At 66.0% G+C, this 17,474-nt stretch carries 14 protein-coding genes; 9 read left to right on the plus strand and 5 right to left on the minus strand.

Translation table 11 applies throughout. From position 1 onward, the window contains the following. Positions 1–37 precede the first annotated feature (37 nt). Together QFZ40_RS21090 and QFZ40_RS21095 are read right to left on the minus strand one after the other, a co-directional pair. Complete coding sequence (locus tag QFZ40_RS21090) at positions 38–1,087, minus strand: aldo/keto reductase (protein WP_306906748.1); 1,050 nt, start codon at positions 1,085–1,087, stop codon at positions 38–40. 185 nt (positions 1,088–1,272) lie between these two features. Next, a complete protein-coding gene (locus QFZ40_RS21095; protein ID WP_306906749.1) occupies positions 1,273–2,031 on the minus strand; it encodes a hypothetical protein in 759 nt (252 codons plus the stop codon). Between the two features lie 230 nt (positions 2,032–2,261). On the opposite strand from QFZ40_RS21095, the gene QFZ40_RS21100 reads away from it, so the two are divergent. Continuing rightward, positions 2,262–2,663, plus strand: a complete 402-nt coding sequence (locus QFZ40_RS21100) for a YchJ family protein (RefSeq protein WP_306906750.1) — start codon at positions 2,262–2,264, stop codon at positions 2,661–2,663. On the opposite strand, the gene QFZ40_RS21105 is transcribed toward QFZ40_RS21100, so the two are convergent. From QFZ40_RS21105 to QFZ40_RS21115, 3 genes are all read right to left on the minus strand, one after another. After that, entirely contained in the window at positions 2,660–3,430 is a 771-nt protein-coding gene (locus QFZ40_RS21105) for a hypothetical protein (protein WP_306906751.1), read from the minus strand. The genes QFZ40_RS21100 and QFZ40_RS21105 overlap by 4 nt on opposite strands. Positions 3,431–3,481: 51 nt before the next feature. Then, positions 3,482–5,482 carry an acyl-CoA dehydrogenase family protein gene (locus tag QFZ40_RS21110; RefSeq protein ID WP_306906752.1) on the minus strand — a complete coding sequence of 667 codons (2,001 nt, stop codon included), beginning with the start codon at positions 5,480–5,482 and terminating at the stop codon, positions 3,482–3,484. 61 nt (positions 5,483–5,543) lie between these two features. Further along, the gene (locus QFZ40_RS21115; protein ID WP_306906753.1) at positions 5,544–5,846 is read right to left on the minus strand and encodes a hypothetical protein; all 303 of its coding nucleotides are present in this window, start codon (positions 5,844–5,846) and stop codon (positions 5,544–5,546) included. Between the two features lie 254 nt (positions 5,847–6,100). Between QFZ40_RS21115 and QFZ40_RS21120 the strand changes: the two genes are divergently transcribed. The 8 genes from QFZ40_RS21120 to QFZ40_RS21155 all read left to right on the plus strand — a co-directional run bounded on the left by QFZ40_RS21120 (position 6,101) and on the right by QFZ40_RS21155 (position 17,397). Then, positions 6,101–7,570 (plus strand): DUF3375 family protein, encoded by a 1,470-nt coding sequence (locus tag QFZ40_RS21120; protein ID WP_306906754.1) that lies wholly within the window; start codon positions 6,101–6,103, stop codon positions 7,568–7,570. After that, positions 7,563–8,432 carry a DUF4194 domain-containing protein gene (locus QFZ40_RS21125; protein ID WP_306906755.1) on the plus strand — a complete coding sequence of 290 codons (870 nt, stop codon included), beginning with the start codon at positions 7,563–7,565 and terminating at the stop codon, positions 8,430–8,432. Before QFZ40_RS21120 ends, QFZ40_RS21125 begins: the two co-directional genes overlap by 8 nt. Next, positions 8,429–11,893: an ATP-binding protein gene (locus QFZ40_RS21130; RefSeq protein WP_306906756.1), complete on the plus strand. Its 3,465-nt coding sequence runs from the start codon at positions 8,429–8,431 to the stop codon at positions 11,891–11,893. The genes QFZ40_RS21125 and QFZ40_RS21130 overlap by 4 nt, the downstream gene beginning before the upstream one ends. A 278-nt stretch (positions 11,894–12,171) precedes the next feature. Beyond that, entirely contained in the window at positions 12,172–13,272 is a 1,101-nt protein-coding gene (locus QFZ40_RS21135) for an iron-siderophore ABC transporter substrate-binding protein (RefSeq protein WP_306906757.1), read from the plus strand. 10 nt (positions 13,273–13,282) lie between these two features. Further along, positions 13,283–14,380 carry a FecCD family ABC transporter permease gene (locus QFZ40_RS21140; protein ID WP_306906758.1) on the plus strand — a complete coding sequence of 366 codons (1,098 nt, stop codon included), beginning with the start codon at positions 13,283–13,285 and terminating at the stop codon, positions 14,378–14,380. A gap of 26 nt (positions 14,381–14,406) precedes the next feature. Next, positions 14,407–15,480 carry a FecCD family ABC transporter permease gene (locus tag QFZ40_RS21145; RefSeq protein ID WP_373427489.1) on the plus strand — a complete coding sequence of 358 codons (1,074 nt, stop codon included), beginning with the start codon at positions 14,407–14,409 and terminating at the stop codon, positions 15,478–15,480. Between the two features lies 1 nt (position 15,481). Continuing rightward, entirely contained in the window at positions 15,482–16,363 is an 882-nt protein-coding gene (locus tag QFZ40_RS21150; RefSeq protein ID WP_306906759.1) for an ABC transporter ATP-binding protein, read from the plus strand. Next, positions 16,360–17,397 (plus strand): siderophore-interacting protein, encoded by a 1,038-nt coding sequence (locus QFZ40_RS21155; RefSeq protein WP_306906760.1) that lies wholly within the window; start codon positions 16,360–16,362, stop codon positions 17,395–17,397. The genes QFZ40_RS21150 and QFZ40_RS21155 overlap by 4 nt, the downstream gene beginning before the upstream one ends. The last annotated feature ends 77 nt before the right edge of the window (positions 17,398–17,474 follow it).

The following is a 17,474-nucleotide window of genomic DNA, read 5'->3' on the forward strand; positions in this document are numbered from 1 at the left end:
TCAAGGTAAGGGCTTTCCGGCAGCGGCGAGGGAAGTTCTAGCGCCGTCGGAGTTCCGCGTACTCCAATGACGGCACGATTGCCCCCGCATCACGCTCCACGAAGTTGGTTCCCGGGGCCACCAGTTCGTCCACCGCGTCCAGTACCGACTCACCCAACACGGTGTCCGCTGCTTTCAGGTAGGCGTGCAGATGCTCCTGCGTGCGCGGGCCGATGATCACGCTGCTGACAGCGGGGTGGTTCAAGGCAAAGCCCACGGCCAGCTCAACGAGGGACAGGTCAAGCTTGTCGGCGAGCCGCGCCAGCGAATCGGCGGCCAGCAGCTTTCGTTCACTGGCGGGCCCGGAAATGTCGTACCGGCCCGGGAGGGAATGTACCCGGGTTGGCAGCTTGCCGGCGTCGAGGACAAAATCCCCGGAGAGCCACCCTCCGGCGAGCGGCCCGTATGCGAGCACGCCGAGCCCGTACTGCTGCGCAATGGGCAGTACATCCCGTTCGTTGCCCCGTACCAGCATGGAATAAGGCACCTGGTTGGCCGCCGGCGGGATCAGGTGGTTGGTCGTGGCCAGCCACTGCGCTTCCACGAGCTGCGCAGGGGTGAACACCGACGTGCCGTAGTAGAGGATCTTCCCCTGCCTGATCAGGTCGTTCAAAGCTGTGATGGTCTCGAGCACATCAGTGTTGTAGTCCGGCCGGTGCGCCTGGTACAGGTCGATCCGGTCCGTCTGCAGCCGGCGCAGGCTGCCTTCCACGGCCTGCATGATCCAGCGGCGGGAGTTCCCGGAATGGGCAGGGTTGGCGCTCATCTGGCCGTGGAACTTGGTGGCCAGGAAGACCTCGTCACGCCGGCCGCGGAGGGCCCGCCCCACGACCTGCTCGGACTCGCCCTGGGAGTACACGTCGGCGGTGTCGATGGCGGAGATGCCGGCGTCAAGCGCCGACTGGATGATCCGGATGCTCTCGTCCGCGCCGGTGGGCGCACCGCCTGAGAGGCCGCCCGGCCCCTCGCCAAAGTTCATGGTTCCCAAAGTGAGCGGACTGATAGGCGTGCCTGTACGCCCGAATACCCGCAGTTCGCTGAGGCTCATCCCCGGTTCCTCACATTCGATTGCCCACGCGGATTGCTGTGGATCGTCACGAGGCTACACAAATTCCGCGGCGCGCGGCCGGTCAGTGAATTAGTGCTTCGCTTTTCGTAGCAAGGGGTAATGAAAGGGATGAGGTGACGTTTTGTGAACGTGCGGCACGGCAGCGGCCTCCTGCACGGGACCGTTCAGTGCCGGTCCGCCGGCAGTCGGGGCTTGAGCGCCATGTCATGGGTGGAGAGGGACACCAGTGACCCTGTATCCAGCAGGGACAGCGGCGAGGTGGCGGGAGGCTTCTTGAAGGATCGCGGAACGTCCCGCGCCGGGTGGTTCTGGTGCAGCGCCGATTGGACGAGCGGGGCCACGGCCACCACCTTCGCCGTAGGGACGGCTGAGCCGGGAGCGTCGACCACCGGGAGCTTGATTTCGGAAGCCTCCGCCCGTGCCCGGGCGATGGCGCGGGCATCCGCCTCCGCAACCGCGGCTGCCCAGTCCTTGGCCAGCACCGGCGGCTCACGGCGGGCGGCCGTCAGCAACGGGTGATGTGCGACGTCGGCGCGGAACCGGGAACGGAACTGCGCGACGGCGGTGCGGAACCGGGAACGGAGCTGCGACGGGTTCAGCAGGCTCCCCCAGTCACGCGGAGTCCGCGGGACCTTCGGGCGGGGGCTGGAAGCTGCGGAAGTGGCTGGCGGGGCGGAAACAAGGGGGGCGGGCGGCGGAACGACGCCGGTGCCGTCAGGGAGTGGCAGATGCACCACGGGAACGGTTTCGTCCTTGAGGGCCCTGCCGAAAAGGGCCATCACGCTCAGGGCAACCAGCCGGCCGATACCCGCCAGAACCAACGTGGCAACAACAAGCAGGAACAGGCCGAAAAACATCATCAAGGCAAGGCCGAGGGTTCCGAAAAAGGTCAGGTTCAAGGCAATCGTCGTCGAATCTCCCACGTCACCTCTCCTATCTGCCAGCAGCGGAGTCCGTGCCGGCACTCATCACCACGGGCATCAGCCCCTCCACTACCTTACGGACTATTTTTGCGGCACACCGCCGCCGGGCGGGCCCTGGCCGAGGTTGTTTCGAACCTGTTACCGGATATGACACCAGCAGGGCGCCTATAGTCGGAACTGACCCCGCCGGCCGCCCAATGGCAGGCCGCACCATACCGGACAGGAGCATCATGCCTGCACCTTCGATCAATGGCAGAAGCTGCATTTGCCTCTCCGGTGAGGAGTACGTCGAATGCTGCGGGCGCTTCCATAGCGGGGCTGCGGAGGCGGCCACCGCGGAGCAGCTGATGCGTTCCCGCTACAGTGCTTTCGTCCTGCAGGACGCGGACTACCTCCTGCGCACGTGGCATCCGGACACCGCCCCGTCCGGGCTGGAACTGGACCCCGGCATGGAATGGCGGCGTTTGGACATTCTGTCCACCAGCCGGGGCGGACCCCTGGACACCCGGGGCACGGTGGAGTTCAAAGCTCACTTCGTGCACGACGGCGAGCGGGGAATCCATCACGAAACCAGCTCCTTCGTGCGTGAGAACCGCCGCTGGTACTACGTTGGGCCCTTCCTGCTTGGCTAGCCCTCGTCGTACTCTTCATCAGGGGTAAAGCCCGCACGGTCCACCTTGCGGTGGAAGTGCATGCCTGCCAGGCCGCCCAGCACCGCTCCCAGAAGTGCAACCAGGGCCACCACGACGGCGGCGATGATGCTTGCAGTGGTCAGTTCCCCTTCATTGACAGGGATGCGCGGAAAGCTGTTCAAGTTGGCCAGGATGTTGAACTGCTGCCCGGCAATGAGCCCCAGTAAGGCCACTACCACGGCGGCGATCAGCGCCCAGATCCAGACCATGAACCCTTGCTTGGCGCCGTCGAACCTTGCCATCCTGCCGGCGACGTAGCCACCGCAGTAGTAGGAGAGGAACAGGATCACCAGGAGGACGGCAATGCCCACCAGGCCCACGGTGCCGTTCGTCGTCATCTGCCTGACGGCGTCGTTGACGTTCGCGTTATTGGCCAGGCCGACGGCGGTTCCGGCAGCGGCCACCAAGGCGGTCAGCAGCACGGACATGCCGGTGGCGGTGAGCCAGCCGAAAAACGCCGAGCCCACCTTGATGCCGCCGAACTGTTCCTTCTCCCTGGCGACAGCAGTCTGCCTGTCGGTCAGGCCGGGGTCTGCCGGCTGCGGGGAAGCCCGGTACTCCGCTCCGGCAAAAGGCGCAGGCGCCTGCTCATAGGAGCGCGTGGGCTCACCTCCCGCGAACGCCTCGTCACGGGCCGTTTCGCTCCGTCGATAGTCATGCCGGTCCCCGCGCGGAACGCGGTCTTCTGGATCTGCTGGGCTGCTCATGACACAACTCAACCACTGCTCAAGGCGGATAACAAGGATACTTACTATTTTCTAGCGGTAGTTACGGTGCAGGTTTTCTTTCCGGGAAGGCCCGGGAGTGGCGTCCGCGATCCACGGCCCGGTTCCTTCCGAGGGGTCCAGGATGCCTGCCTCCAGCCACGTGTACTCCCCGGCCAGGACCTTGCGCGAAAGGTCGTGGTCCACGTCATCGGTGTTGCGCCAGAGCTGGTCAAAATACTCGTCAACCCGTACGCGGGCCTGCTCACAATACGCCTCAGCGAGCTCGTAGGCGGTGGCCGCCCGTTCCGGCGCGGTATGGAGCATCATCTCGGCCCGTGAGCAGCATGCCGCCATGGCAAACAGCTCCGCGCCGATGTCCACTACCCGGCCCAGGAACGCCTGCTTGTACTCAAGCTTTGCCTGCCAGCGGCCCATTCCATAGAAGGTCTGCCGGGCCAGCCGGCGCGATGACCGCTCCACGAACCGCAACTGCTTGGCCAGCCGCCCGAACTCGCTGTAGGACCTCGGGTCCATCCCCGCGCCGGCCACCAGCCGGGGCAGCCACTTTGCGTAGAAACCTGAAGCCCCGACGGCAGCCCTGGCTTTTTCGGACAGGGTTGCGTCCACCGAGGCGAGGTCGCCGGCGGCCGCCAGGTGCGCGTCCACGGCCTCGCGTGCAATGAGCAGCTTCATGATCTCCGAGGATCCCTCGAAGATCCTGTTGATCCGGAGGTCGCGAAGCTGCTGCTCCGCCGGCACAGCACGCTCGCCCCGGGCCTCCAGGGAGTCGGCGGTCTCGAAACCGCGCCCGCCGCGGATCTGCACCAGCTCGTCAGCGATCCGGCAGCTGATCTCCGTGGACCACAGTTTGGCAAGTGCCGCCTCGATCCGCACGTCCTTCTGGCCGGCGTCGGCAAGTTCAGCGGACAGTTCAAAGACGGCGTCCAGGGCGAAGGCGGAGGCGGCGATGAAGGCGATCTTCTTGCCCACGGCCTCGTGCCTGCCCACGGGCTGGCCCCACTGGCTGCGCGCGTTGGACCACTCCCGGGCGATCTTCAGGCTCCAGCGGCCCGACGCGACGCACAGTGCCGGGAGCGCGAGCCTGCCTGTGTTGAGTGTGGTGAGGGCGATTTTAAGGCCCTGGCCCTCGCGGCCCAGCCTGTTCGCGGCAGGCACACGGACCTGGTGGAAGCGGGTCACGCCGTTTTCGATGCCCCGCAGCCCCATGAACGCGTTCCGGTTCTCCACCGTGATGCCCGGGGAGTCCATCTCCACCACAAAGGCACTGATTCCGCCCTTGTGCACTGTGCCGTCCGCGTCGGTGTGGGCCGGGACCAGGGCCATCACCACCACCAGCTCGGCGATCACGCCGTTGGTGGTCCAAAGTTTCACGCCGTCCAAAACGTAGGACCCGCCGTCGTCCGTGGGAACAGCCGTGCTGCCCATCCGGGCTGGATCACTGCCCACGTCCGGCTCCGTCAGCAGGAATGCGGTGATGGCGCCGGCCGCACACCGGGGCAGGTACTCCCTTTTCTGCTCCGGCGTGCCGAACACTTTTACCGGTTCCGGCACGCCGATCGACTGGTGGGCGGAGAGAAGTGCGCCAAGGCTCGGGTGCACGCTGCCCAACAGTGCCAGCGCCCGGCCGTAGTACACCAGCGAAAGACCCAGGCCGCCGTACTCCTGCGGGATCTTCATGCCAAAAGCACCCAGCCCGGCCAGCCCGGCGAGATATTCGTCGGGGATCTTTGATTCGCGTTCAATCAGGCGCCCGGACAGGGTCCGGGCGTACTCGGTCAGCCGGGCCATGAACGCTTCGCCGCGTTCCACATCATCGGCAGCGGCTGAAGGCCAGGGGTGGATGAGGCTGAGATCGAAGCTGCCCAGGTACAGGCCCTTGGCGAAGCTTGGCCTGTCCCAGCCGGCCTCCCGGGCGGCCTCGGCAACGGCGCGGGCTTCCTGTGCAGTGACCTCCGGCCCGATCCTTTGTGCGGCAACGGGTGTTTCTGCGGCGGGACTGTCGGTGGCGGGACTGTCAGTGGCGGAGCTCATGGGTCATCTCCTCTAGCCGGATGGCCGGTAAAGCCCAGGATCCGCCGGGGTGGAGAACCCTTCAGCTGTCCTTCAATATTACCCGCGGGTAGGTTCCGGTGCTAGGGGATGGCTGTCCGGCGAAGTCGCCGGGAATCTCGACGGCGGAGGCGTGGTGGAGCAGCCTGTCCCAGCCGTGGTTGATCCCGTGGACCACAGCCAGCAGAGTGCTGGATACCAGGAACCAGGCAAGCTTGCCCACACCGACGAGAAGCAGTGCGACGAACCCGGCCGTCATGACGAACACCAGCAGCAGCAGGGCAACCGCCAGCGTTCCAACGAACACCATGGTGGCTGTCTCCACCGAACTCAAGTCAAACTGCATGCTTCCCCCTGCTGCGCCGTTGCTTTCGTTGAATCAGTAGGACTGAGCGTAGGGGTTCCCCGCTGTTTGCAGCCAGAGTCGGCACGCCGGCAGGGGCGGTTGATACGGGATCGAAATGCTACCCCGACGTAGGTCACGGGACGGTTGCGGGCAAAGGTGCTTCCTGGCTTCCGAGGCCTCTGCGTTAACCTTGTAGTTGGCAGTTTCCGCCGAAGCCTGCGCCCAACGTCCCCCAAGCCATTAAAGGAGTCTGTGTGCCCCGTTCCGCCAGGTCGTCCGCTGACGCCATCAGCGCCCGGCTAGGGGACCTCGAACTTCTCACCAAGGGGCCCGCGTGGGCCCTGACCCGGTCGGCACCGTGGGTCATCGCCGTCCTGCAGGCATCCTTCACCCGCACCCGGCCGCAGCTTCCGCTGGAAGAGTTCCATGCCGACGTCGACTCCTTCCTTGAGCAGCTCCGCAGCCGGGAAACCGGACCCGGAGGCCCCGCCGGCGGCCTGCCCTCCGGGAAGAAATACGCGGACGAGTGGACCCGCAAACAGTTCCTGACCCGGCGCAACCAGTCGGGCCGGATCGTTTACGAAGTCACAGAGCCTGCCGCCCGTGTGCTCGCCTTCCTGGACAGCCTTTCCAGCGAGCGGTCCACGCTGAACGGTTCCAGGCTGGGCACCCTTCTCGGCGATGTGGAAAAGCTGGCCAACGAGACCAACCCGGACCAGAGCGCCCGGCTCGAATCCCTCGAGGAAGAGATCGAAGAGCGCCAGCAGCTGATCGAGGACATCAGCTCGGGCGACTATGACGGCCTGCTCGACGACGACGAAGCGGTTGAAGCGGCCGGCAACATCCTGGACCTGGCCGCGAGCCTGCCGGCGGATTACAAGAAGATGCGCGACCGCATCGAGGATCTGGTGGGTGAGCTGCGCAACCAGATCATTGAAGAGTCACTGAGCAAGGGCGCCACCATGGCCCAGGTTCTTGAAGCGGACAAGCGGCTGCGGCAGAGCCCGGAAGGAAGGACCTTCCGCTCCTTCACGGCGTTCCTTGAGGACCCGCAGCAACAGCTCCGGTTCCGCTCGGCCATCGGTGAAGTCCTCAGCCGGCAGTTCGCCGACGATCTTTCTCCCGAGGACCGGGAAACCCTGAAAAACCTCGTGGCCGAACTCCGCCAGCAGCACAGCCAGATCCAGCGCATCTACGGCAAGCTCAGCGAAAGCCTCAACACGTACGTCCAGAGCGACGACTTCCGCCAGTCCGTGCGGCTCCGCACAGTCCTGCGTGAGGCCGAGCAGGCCATCCGGTCGCTTCCCTACGAGCGGGAACGCCCTGGCCTGGTGCGCGGCCCGGTCCTGTTCAATGCGGGTTTTGAATCCCTGGCCATGGTCAAGCTCTACGACCCGGACGAGTTCGCGGTGCCGCCCAGGCTCGCGGATCCCATCGCCTTCAGCGATTCAGACCGCGTGCGCTCGCCGAGGACGGGCAAAGCCCGGCCCGACGCTGTCCGGGCAGCCCTCGCCGGCGCCTCCACGCTGGCCGAGGCTTGGCGACAGCTTCCGCCTGAGGAACGCCACATTAATTCCATCCGCGCCCTGCTCTCGGATGCCCTCCACGGCGGAGCCGACTTCGACCGGGAAGCCTGGCACGGCCTGGACTTCGAACAAATAGACGGCACCACCCGCAAGGCCTACCTGCCCGTGGTCACCCTGGCAAAGGATTCAGATGACTGAAGAAATCACGACGGCGGCGCCTGCAGTTGACGAGGAAGCCTCCTTTGCCCCGGCGGCGTCTGCTGCTGAGCGTCCGTTCACCGTCACTCCCCGGGACACGTTTGTGGATGGCGCGGCGCTGTTCCCCGGCGACACCGGCGTGCTGTCCATGAGGGTCCGCCAGGCACTGGTGAAGCTCCTGAAAGGCCCGTACATCGACGGCGGCCGGGACGAGAAACTCTGGACCACACTCCTCGACAACCAGCTCATCCTGCGCAGCCGCCTGTCCGAACTCTTCCTTACCCTGCAGCTGGACCACGAGCGCAAGGTTGCCGTGCTGCGGCCAGTCGACCCGGAGGCCATCGGCGGCAGCACACGTTCCAGCATCCTGCGCCAGCAGCGCGCGCTGAGCCGGGTGGAGACCATCGTCCTGCTCCGCCTGCGCCTGCTGCTTGACCGCCATGTCACAGCCCAGACGGATCCGACCATCACCCGCGAGGAAATCGCGGACCTCGTGGCGCACTACCAGCCCGCCGGCCAGCAGGACGCCCTCAGGGACTCGGACGTGGTCAACCGGGCCATCACCAAACTCCTGGCCCGCCAACTCCTCCTCACCACAGGCCTGGAAGACGTCTACACCATCTCCAACGCACTGCCGCTGGCCCTGCCTTTCGAAAATATCGGCGACATCCCGGCCCAAATCGAGGCCCTGGTAGCAGCCACAACAGACCCCGCAGGAACCGAAGCCCTCATAGAGCTCGACGGCGACCCGGCTGCCGAGGACGACGGCGGCGACGACGACGCCGAAAGTGACACGAACAACGACGACGACGGTGCAGCATCGTCGTCGTACTCAGCCACGAGCACGGAGGCCGACAAGTGAGCATCGCAACCATGCTGCCGATGGGCGAGCTCACCAACCCCGGCCAGATGCGCCTTGCCCTGGTCCAGGTGGTCAACTGGGGCACTTTCCATGGGGCGCACTCGATGCACGTGGACCGTAACGGCACCCTCCTCACGGGCAACTCAGGCGTAGGCAAGTCAACGCTGTTTGATGCCATGCTGCGGGTGTTTGACGCGCGGCCGCGCTCCAACGAGGCCGCCGCCCAGCGGGCCGGCGGTGCCGTGGAAGACAAGAGGACCACGTTCACCTACATGCGCGGAAAAGTGGGCGACAAGGCGGTGGGCGAGGGTTCGGCGAGTGCGTTTCAGCGCCCCGGTGCCACCTGGTCCGCCGTCGCGTTGACGTTCGATAACGCAGCAGGCACGCGGGTGACTGTGTCGGCGCTGTTCGACCTGCCCAAGAACGGCACGGAGTCGAGTGTGGGCCGGTTCTACCTGATCGACGGCAAGCCGCTGGACCTGCCGGCCATCGAGGACATTGCCGAGAAGCGATTCACCAAGGCCGCGCTGGAATCCATCTTCCCCGATGCGCAGATCTTCGATGTCCACAAGGCCTTCGCGGAACGGTTCCGCCGGGTCCTGGGCATCAGCTCGGACCAGGCCCTGCCGCTCCTGCGGGTGATCCAGGCCGGCAAGGGCCTGGGCGGCAGTGTCAACACGTTCTTCCGCGACCAGGTCCTCGATGCGCCGGCCACGCTCGCCGCCGCGGATGATGTGGTGGAGGAATTCAGCAACCTGATGTCCATCCGCCAGCGCCTGGAGGACGTGCGGCAGCAGCGGGACCAGTTGGCGCCTGTACCAGGCCTGAATAAGGAATACGCGCAGGCCCTGCTGGACGCGAACCGCCTCAGGGACCTGGCCGGCGAGGAGTTTGAGGCCTACAAGCAGCAGCTCGCAGTCGCTGTGCACCAGAAAACCCTGGAACGCTTCAAGGAGCTCGCCCAGTCGAAAGCCAAGGAACTCGGCGCGGAGCGGTCCGTCCGTGACGGCCTGGCCAAGGAACTCCGCCAGCTGGAGACCGATTACAACAACCAGGGCGGCAACGCGATCTCCGCGATCGAGCAGTCCCTGGAGAATGCCCGCGTGGCTCTCACGCTCCGCGAGCAGGTGGAGGAAGCTGCCCGCAAGGCACTGGCCGACGCCGGGCTGCAGCTTGAATGGACGGCCGAGGGCTGGGAACAGGCCCACGAGCAGGCAGCGGCCAGGTCAGCTGAACTAATGGACGATTCCCGGGCCCTCCAGGAACTCCGGTTCGAGGCCTTTGATCACCATGCCACCAGGAAACGCGAGCTTGCTGCCGCGCAGCAGGAGCTCGTGTCGTTGAGGACGCGCAAGTCCCTGCTGCCGCCGTCGAGCATTGAAAACCGGGCGGCGATCGCGGCCGCCGTCGGCGTCCCTGAGGACCGGATGCCGTTCGCCGGTGAGCTGATCGACCTCGCCGAGGGTGCGGAGCAGTGGCGGCCAGCCGCGGAGAGGGCGCTCCGGAGCCTCGCCACCACGCTGCTGGTCCCGGGCGAACATTTCGGCGCGGTGACCCGGTACCTGAACGAGAACAAGGTGCGGGGGGCCCTGCGCGCCGTGGACGTGTCAAAGCCACTCGCCGGGGGCGCGCTCGCCGTGGAGGACGTACGCGACGGCGACCTGCTCACCAAGCTGGACATCCTCACGGCCGGGGGTGTGGCAGAAGCCGGGGAATGGGTCCGTGAACGCATCGCCCTCGACTTTGCCTATCCCTGCGTCGAAGACCCGGACGAGCTTGCCAGGCTGGACAAAGGCCTGAGCCTGGGCGGCGTGGTCAAACGCAACCGCCACACGGTGGAAAAGGACGACCGTTTCACGAGCCGGCAGGACTATGTGCTGGGCTTTGACAACGCGTCCAAGCTGGAGCTCGTTGCCGCCCAGGTGGAGGACCTGCAGCAGGAACTGGGCAAGGCGGCCGAGCTGGCGCAGAGCCGCGAGGAGTCGCACCAGGGGATGAGCCGCCAGCTCGAGGCCCTGCGGAGCATTGCCGAGGACCACCGGCCATGGGAGCAGGTGTCCGCGGCAGTGGCCGCCGACGACCTCGCCAGGATCGACCAGCGGCTCAAGGATGCCCTGGCGGCGCAGGCGGACCTGGAGCCGCTCCGGGCCGCGGTTGAGGCGGTCCGGCAGAAACACCAGTCCAGCACCGAGGCCGCGGCTGTCCTGCAAAGCGAATACAAGGCGCTGGACCGCCAGCTGAGCGCTGCCGACTCGTTACTGGAAGCCGCACGGGTGCGCCTGGCTGAGGCGCCGCCGTCGGAAGCCACCGTCTTGGAGCTGGAACCCTACTTCAGGGACTTCGGCGACGTGACAGAAATGCACGAGCTGGACAACCTGGCCAACCGCGTCCGCACGTCGTTGTTGGGGGAGCTGCACGCCGCCGAGACGCGCGGGCAGGCCACGTCGGAGCGGCTGACCCGCATTTTCGAGGGTTTCGTCCGGGAGTGGGGAACCGCCATCTCGGCGGACCACGGAACCTCCATCGGCGCCGCTGGCGAGTTCGAGACCCGGTACCACGCCATTGTGAGCGACGGCCTTCCGGCGCAGGAGGCGGAGTTCCGGCAGTTCTTCAACCAACGCACTCATGAATCCTTCAGTACGCTGCTTCACCTGCTGGATGAGGAACGCCGCTCCATCAGCAGCCGGATCCTGCCGCTCAACGGCATCCTGTCGCAGGTTAATTTCCATGAGGGCAGCTTCCTGGAACTGGACATCAAGCAGACGCTCCCGGCTACGGCCAAGCACTTCAAGGACGCCATTCAGAACGCGCTCAAGGCCCGCCACTCGCGGCCTGCCCGGGGGGTTTCGGGTACTGGTGCGCCGGGCCCGGACGACGACGAACTCACCACCCGCTACAAGTCCCTGGAGACCCTGGTGAAGCGGCTGGGATCCCAGGCGCCGGAGGACCGGCGTTGGCGGGCGGAGGTGCTGGACGTCCGTGGGCACCTGTTCATCCAATGCAAGGAGCACCGGGAAGTCGCTGAAGCAGACCTGGGGGGAAACGGCGGCCGGAAGACCGACGTTTACATGCACACGGACACTGGTTCCATGTCCGGCGGCGAGCGGCAGCGCTTCACGGCGTTCATCATGGCCGCGGCCCTGAGCTACCAGCTGGGGATCGCCGAGCAGGGGTTCACCACGTACGGGACGGTCATGATGGACGAGGCCTTTGTCCTTGCGTCGGAGGAGTTTGCCGGCGCCGGGATCAAGGCCCTGCACGAATTCGGGTTCCAGTTGCTCCTCGCTGCGCCGGAAAACGTCATTGACCTGTCCCGTCACCTGGGCTCTGTCACGGAGATTCTGCGGGATAAGCGCACCAACCGCTCGGGCGTGCTGACGGCACCGGTGATCGGGCGTGCGCCGGGAGCCGAGGGGGCCTGGCGGTCCGAGGCGAATCCTGTGGACATCGTCCTCCGCTAACTCCCCCTCCCCTTTGATGCTTCCTCACGTTTCGTGAAGGAGCGTTCGGGATTTTGGCGCGAGATGTGAGGGAGCGTTCGGGATTTGGGCGCGAGATGTGAGGGAGCGTTCGGGATTTGGGCGCGAGATGTGAGAGAGCGTTCTGAAGGGAAGTTGTCCGGTCTGCAGTGTGTGTCCTTCGTCACGGAAAGGGAATTAAGCCACACAAAGCTTGCGTAATCCTCTGAAGGATAGGCTAGCCTTACTTGGGTTTGCATCATTTCACCCAAAGGAGCTCCGTGACTTCCCCCTTCTTCTCCGGCCGGAGTGCCACGCGCCGCACGCTGTTCAAGTCAGCTGGCGCGGCATCGGCTGTCTTTGCTGCAGCGGCGTTCACCCTGAGCGCCTGCTCCACAGGCCCCGTGTCCTCCGCCTCGGATGCAACCGCCACAGGCTCAGCACCGCAGTTCCCGGTCACCATCAAGCACCTGTTCGGCGAGACCACCATCAAGAGCCAGCCCCAGCGCGTGGCAACCGTCTCCTGGGTCAACGATGACGTGGCGATTGCCCTCGGCGTGGTTCCGGTGGGAGTTCCCAAGAATGAGTGGGGCGGCAACGCGCAGGGCTCCACCCCGTGGAAGGATGCAGCCCTTGAGAAGCTGGGAGCGGGCTTCGGCTCGGCAAAGGCTCCCGCCCAGTACTCCGAAGCAGACGGCGTGAACTTCACGGAAATCGCCACACTCGCCCCGGACGTCATTCTGGCGGCCTACTCCGGACTCACCGAAGAGGACTACAAGAAGCTCAGCCAGATCGCTCCCGTGGTGGCGCAGCCCGAGGTGGCATACGGAACCTCCTGGCAGGATTCCACCTCCATTATCGGCAAGGCACTGGGCAAGGATGCGGAGGCAACCAAGCTGGTCGCGGATACTGAGGCCACGATCAAGGACAAGGTCTCCAAGTACCCGCAGATCCCCGGTAAGAGCTTCATCTACGGCAACCTGGAACCCGCTTCGGCCGACGGCGTCAATGTGTATACGGCCAACGACAACCGCCCCCGCTTCCTTTCAGAGATCGGCATGAAACTTGCGTCGGTTGTGGAGGACAACTCCAAGGGATCCAACGCATTCTTCATCCCGTGGTCCGCGGAGAAAGCCAATGAGCTCAAGTCCGACATCTTTGTCACCTGGGTTCCGGACGCCGCAACCACGCAGTCCATCAAGTCCGACCCCCTGCTTGGCCAGATCCCCGCGATCCGGAACGGTGCCCTGGTGGCCGATTCGGACAACACTCTCACGCTGTCCATCTCTGCGTCCTCGCCGCTGAGCCTGCCGTGGTCGCTGGACACGTTCCTGCCGCAGCTGGCCGGCGCGGCGGATAAAGTCACCGCTGCTGTGAAGTAAGCACCGTCCCATGACGGAAAGTACGACGACGACGCCCGCTCGCGCCGGGGGGAAGGTCAACGCCGGGGGTAAGGCCGGGAAGGCCGGGAAGACTGCGGGGAGGGCCGGGAGAACCGGTACCCGGCAGGCCGCCTGGCTGCTGGCGGCCGTCGTCGTACTCGCCCTGCTGACCGTGGCATCACTGGCGGTGGGTGCCAGGGGCCTTTCCCTTGGCACCGTATGGCAGGCGCTCACCCAGTTCGATCCGACGAACGGTGACCACGCCGTAGTCCAGGCGCGCATTCCACGGACCGTGCTTGGCCTGCTTGCCGGCGGTGCGCTGGGCCTCGCCGGCGCGGCGATGCAAGGGGTGGCCCGCAACCTGCTGGCCGATCCGGGCATTCTGGGCGTCAATGCAGGGGCCGCGCTGGCCGTGGTCACCGGGATCTACGTGTTCGGCGTGTCCTCCCTTACCGGCTACATCTGGTTCGCGTTCATCGGCGCGGCTGCAGCCGCCGTCGTGGTTTACCTCGTTGCCTCCCTCGGCAGGGAAGGCGCGACGCCGGTCAAGCTCGCCTTGGCAGGGGCTGCTCTCAGTGCCGGGCTCTACTCGCTCATGAACGTCATCCTGGTCTCCAGCCAGGACACCCTTGACCGCTTCCGTTTCTGGCAGGCGGGCGGGATTTCCGGCCGGGACTGGTCAGTGGTGCTGCCTGGCCTGCCGTTCCTGGCCGCAGGTGCCGTCATTGTGCTGTCCACCGGACGGATCCTGAACGGACTGGCCCTGGGCGATGACATCGCCCGCGGGCTGGGGCAGCGGGTGGGGCTGGCCAGGGGCGTGACAGCGCTGGGCGTTGTGCTGCTGTGCGGATCAGCGACAGCGCTGGCAGGGCCCATCGGCTTCGTCGGCCTGGTCATTCCGCATGCCGTGCGTTCCCTCACGGGCCCCGATTACCGCTGGATCCTGCCATTCTCGCTGGTCCTGGCGCCGGCGTTGCTGCTTGCCGCGGACATCATCGGCCGGGTGGTGCTGCTCCCCGGCGAGGTCCCGGCCGGCATCATGACCGCATTGGTGGGCGCGCCCGTGTTCGTCTGGCTAATCCGCCGCGGCAAGGGGGCCGGACTGTGACCACCACCGAGCGCGAACGTGCAGATATTCCCCTCAAAAGCGTAAAAACAGGGCATTATCTGCATGTTCGCGCGGCACTTCTCGCTGCGGCACTCCTTGCACTTTTCGCGGCTTCAGTCCTTCTGGGCAGCTACACCGTGACCATTCCGGACTTCTTCAGGATCGTGACGGCCCACCTCACCGGCGGCGAAAGGATCCCCGGAGCCAGTTTCATCGTGATGGAGAACAAGCTGCCCAGGGCGGTCATCGGCACCATGATCGGGGCGGCTTTCGGCCTGTCCGGCGGCCTCTTCCAGACCATGCTCCGCAATCCGCTGGCCAGCCCCGACGTGATCGGCATCAGTTCCGGCGCCAGTGCCGCTGCTGTCACGGCCATCGTCATCTTCGGGGCGTCAGGGGCTGCTGTCTCCGGTGCTGCCCTGGCCGGGGCGCTCGGCGTTGCCGCCCTCATCTACGCCATCTCCCGCGGCGGTCCGCTAGGCGGCAGTTCGCTCGGCGGGGGCGGCGGGGGCGGCGGGAACGCCGCGGGCAACCGCCTCATTCTGGCCGGCGTGGGCATCGCCGCCGCCCTGCATGCAGTGGTCAGCGTCCTGATGACCCGCGCGGACATCCGGACCGCCGCGGATGCCCTGGTCTGGCTCAACGGCTCCCTCAACTCAGCCAACTGGGAGCGCGCCGGCGTCCTGTCGCTGTCCCTCCTGATCCTCGTTCCAGTCGTCGTTGCCCTCGCCGGGCCGCTCCGGGTCCTGGAACTCGGCGATGACACTGCCGCCGGCTTGGGCATCCGCGTCGGGTTAACCCGCGTGGCAGTGGTGGTCACCGCCGTCGCCCTCGCTGCAGTGGCGACGGCGGCAGCAGGCCCTGTCTCGTTCGTCGCGTTCCTTGCCGGCCCCATCGCAAGGCGCTTCACCCGCAAGGCCAGCCTCCCGGCCTCGGCGATGGTGGGTGCCCTCATTGTCCTGGCGGCAGACTACGCCGCCGCCAACGTCGCTCCCTTGCTGCTGGACGGCACTGTGCTGCCAGTCGGCGTGGTCACCGGCGCCCTCGGTGCCCCCTTCCTGCTGTGGCTCCTCGTCACGTCAAACCGAAAGGATGCCTGAGATGGCAGTTCTCAACGCCCGGGACCTCACGCTGAAATACGACCAGCGGTGCGTGGTGGACGGGCTCAGCATCGAGATCCCTGAGGGAAAGGTCACGATGATCGTGGGCGGCAACGCGTGCGGAAGATCGACCCTTCTCCGTGGCCTGTCCAGACTCCTCAAACCCGCGGGGGGAGCGGTGACGCTCGACGGCAAGGACATCCACTCCCGTCCGGCCCGTGAACTGGCCCGCACGCTGGGGCTCCTCCCACAGCACCCCGCCGCCCCGGACGGCATCACCGTCCGGGACCTGGTGGGCCGCGGCCGTTACCCGCACCAGGGCTTCTTCCGCAGCTGGGGCGCGAGGGACGTGTCCCAGAATGAGCGCGCAGTGCAGCGGGCGCTCGAAGCTACCGCAACGCTGGACCTCGCCGGGCGGAACGTGGATGAGCTGTCCGGCGGACAACGCCAGCGCGTCTGGATTGCCATGGCGCTGGCCCAGGAAACGGACGTCCTGCTGCTGGATGAGCCCACCACGTACCTGGACCTTGCCCACCAGGTGGAAGTGCTGGACCTGGTCACGGACCTCAACCGCAAACGGGGCACTACCGTGGCCATCGTCCTGCACGACCTGAACCTCGCGGCCCGCTACGCGGATCACGTCATCGCCATGAAGGCCGGCTGCGTCGTGGCGCTGGGAGCCCCGGGGGAGGTTGTCACCGTGGAGTTGGTCCGGGACGTGTTTGGACTGGACTCCCGCATTATTCCGGATCCGGTTTCGGGGACACCCCTGATCATCCCGGTCGGGCGCCACCACGCCGATGCCACCGGCACCATACCCGCCACCGTCAACGCCACCGCACCCGTCAACGCCCCCGCCGACGAACTGGAGTTTGTTTCATGAAAAGCCGTGAGATCGCATCAACTGAGCCCATGACCCTGGCGTTCGAAGTCATCGTTTCCTCAGTGCAGTTACTCAGCCCCAACTTCCGCCGGATCACATTCGGCGGCTATTCCCTGCGGGACTTCGGCGTGCACGGTGACACCCTGGATCTGCGGATCAAGCTCATGATTCCGTCCCTGGCATCGGATGGCAGCCAGCTGCCGCTGCCTAGTTTCATGGACCAGGCGGGCTGGTACCGGGAATGGCTGGCCATGGATCCGGCGGTCAGGGGCTCCATGCGCACCTACACGGTGCGCGATTCACGCCTGGATTCGGTCTACCCGGAGATCGACGTCGACTTCGTGATGCACTTCGACTCCGACGGTAACGGCGGCCCGGCCGCGAACTGGGCCCTTAACGCCAGGCCGGGCGATGCCATCACGATCATCGGCCCCAATAACCACGCGGCTCACTGCGTCACCGCTGAGATTTACTCCGGCATCGAATGGCGTCCCGGGATGGCCCAGCGCGTCCTTCTCGCCGGCGACGAAACGGCCGTGCCGGCGATCTCCGCCATCCTCGAAAGCCTTCCGTCCTACATGACGGGCCAGGCCTACCTGGAAGTTCCGGAGGCAGGAGACTTCCTGGATCTCAAGACCGCCGCCGACGTCAACATCACTTGGCTCGCCCGGGATGCCGCCATCGGCCGCTCACGCCCGCACGGCGAGCTGCTTCAGGGAACGGTCCGGCTAGCCGTCCCGGTTCCGGGCTGGGTGGCGATCAAAGCGGCCGACGGCGGCGCCGGCCCCGAGCCCGAGGACGTCAACGTGGATGTGGACATCCTCTGGGAGACGCCCTCGCGGATGGACACCGAGGCGATCGGCGCCACCAAGAATCCCGATGTGCCCGCCGGCGGCATGCCCTTTTATGCCTGGATTGCAGGGGAAGCAGGGGTTATCAAGGACATGCGGCGGTACCTGGTACGGGACGTGGGGATCGACCGCAAGCAGGTTGCTTTCATGGGGTACTGGCGGCGGGGCAAAGCCGAGGTTTAGGGGCCTGGCTGACGGATCGTCAGGGGAACGAACGACGGTCGTTGCAACTCCCAGGACAGGGTGTTGCAACGACCGTC

Origin of the sequence: Arthrobacter pascens (assembly GCF_030816475.1) — a bacterium.
GTDB classification, from domain to species: Bacteria; Actinomycetota; Actinomycetes; order Actinomycetales; family Micrococcaceae; genus Arthrobacter; species Arthrobacter pascens_B.

Bases quoted from the DNA above. Each gene is read 5' to 3' on its own strand.
- QFZ40_RS21090 (WP_306906748.1), bottom strand. From the start codon at position 1,087: ATGAGCCTCAGCGAACTGCGGGTATTCGGGCGTACAGGCACGCCTATC.
- QFZ40_RS21100 (WP_306906750.1), top strand. From the start codon at position 2,262: ATGCCTGCACCTTCGATCAATGGCAGAAGCTGCATTTGCCTCTCCGGT.
- QFZ40_RS21105 (WP_306906751.1), bottom strand. From the start codon at position 3,430: ATGAGCAGCCCAGCAGATCCAGAAGACCGCGTTCCGCGCGGGGACCGG.
- QFZ40_RS21110 (WP_306906752.1), bottom strand. From the start codon at position 5,482: ATGAGCTCCGCCACTGACAGTCCCGCCACCGACAGTCCCGCCGCAGAA.
- QFZ40_RS21115 (WP_306906753.1), bottom strand. From the start codon at position 5,846: ATGCAGTTTGACTTGAGTTCGGTGGAGACAGCCACCATGGTGTTCGTT.
- QFZ40_RS21125 (WP_306906755.1), top strand. From the start codon at position 7,563: ATGACTGAAGAAATCACGACGGCGGCGCCTGCAGTTGACGAGGAAGCC.
- QFZ40_RS21140 (WP_306906758.1), top strand. From the start codon at position 13,283: ATGACGGAAAGTACGACGACGACGCCCGCTCGCGCCGGGGGGAAGGTC.
- QFZ40_RS21150 (WP_306906759.1), top strand. From the start codon at position 15,482: ATGGCAGTTCTCAACGCCCGGGACCTCACGCTGAAATACGACCAGCGG.
- QFZ40_RS21155 (WP_306906760.1), top strand. From the start codon at position 16,360: ATGAAAAGCCGTGAGATCGCATCAACTGAGCCCATGACCCTGGCGTTC.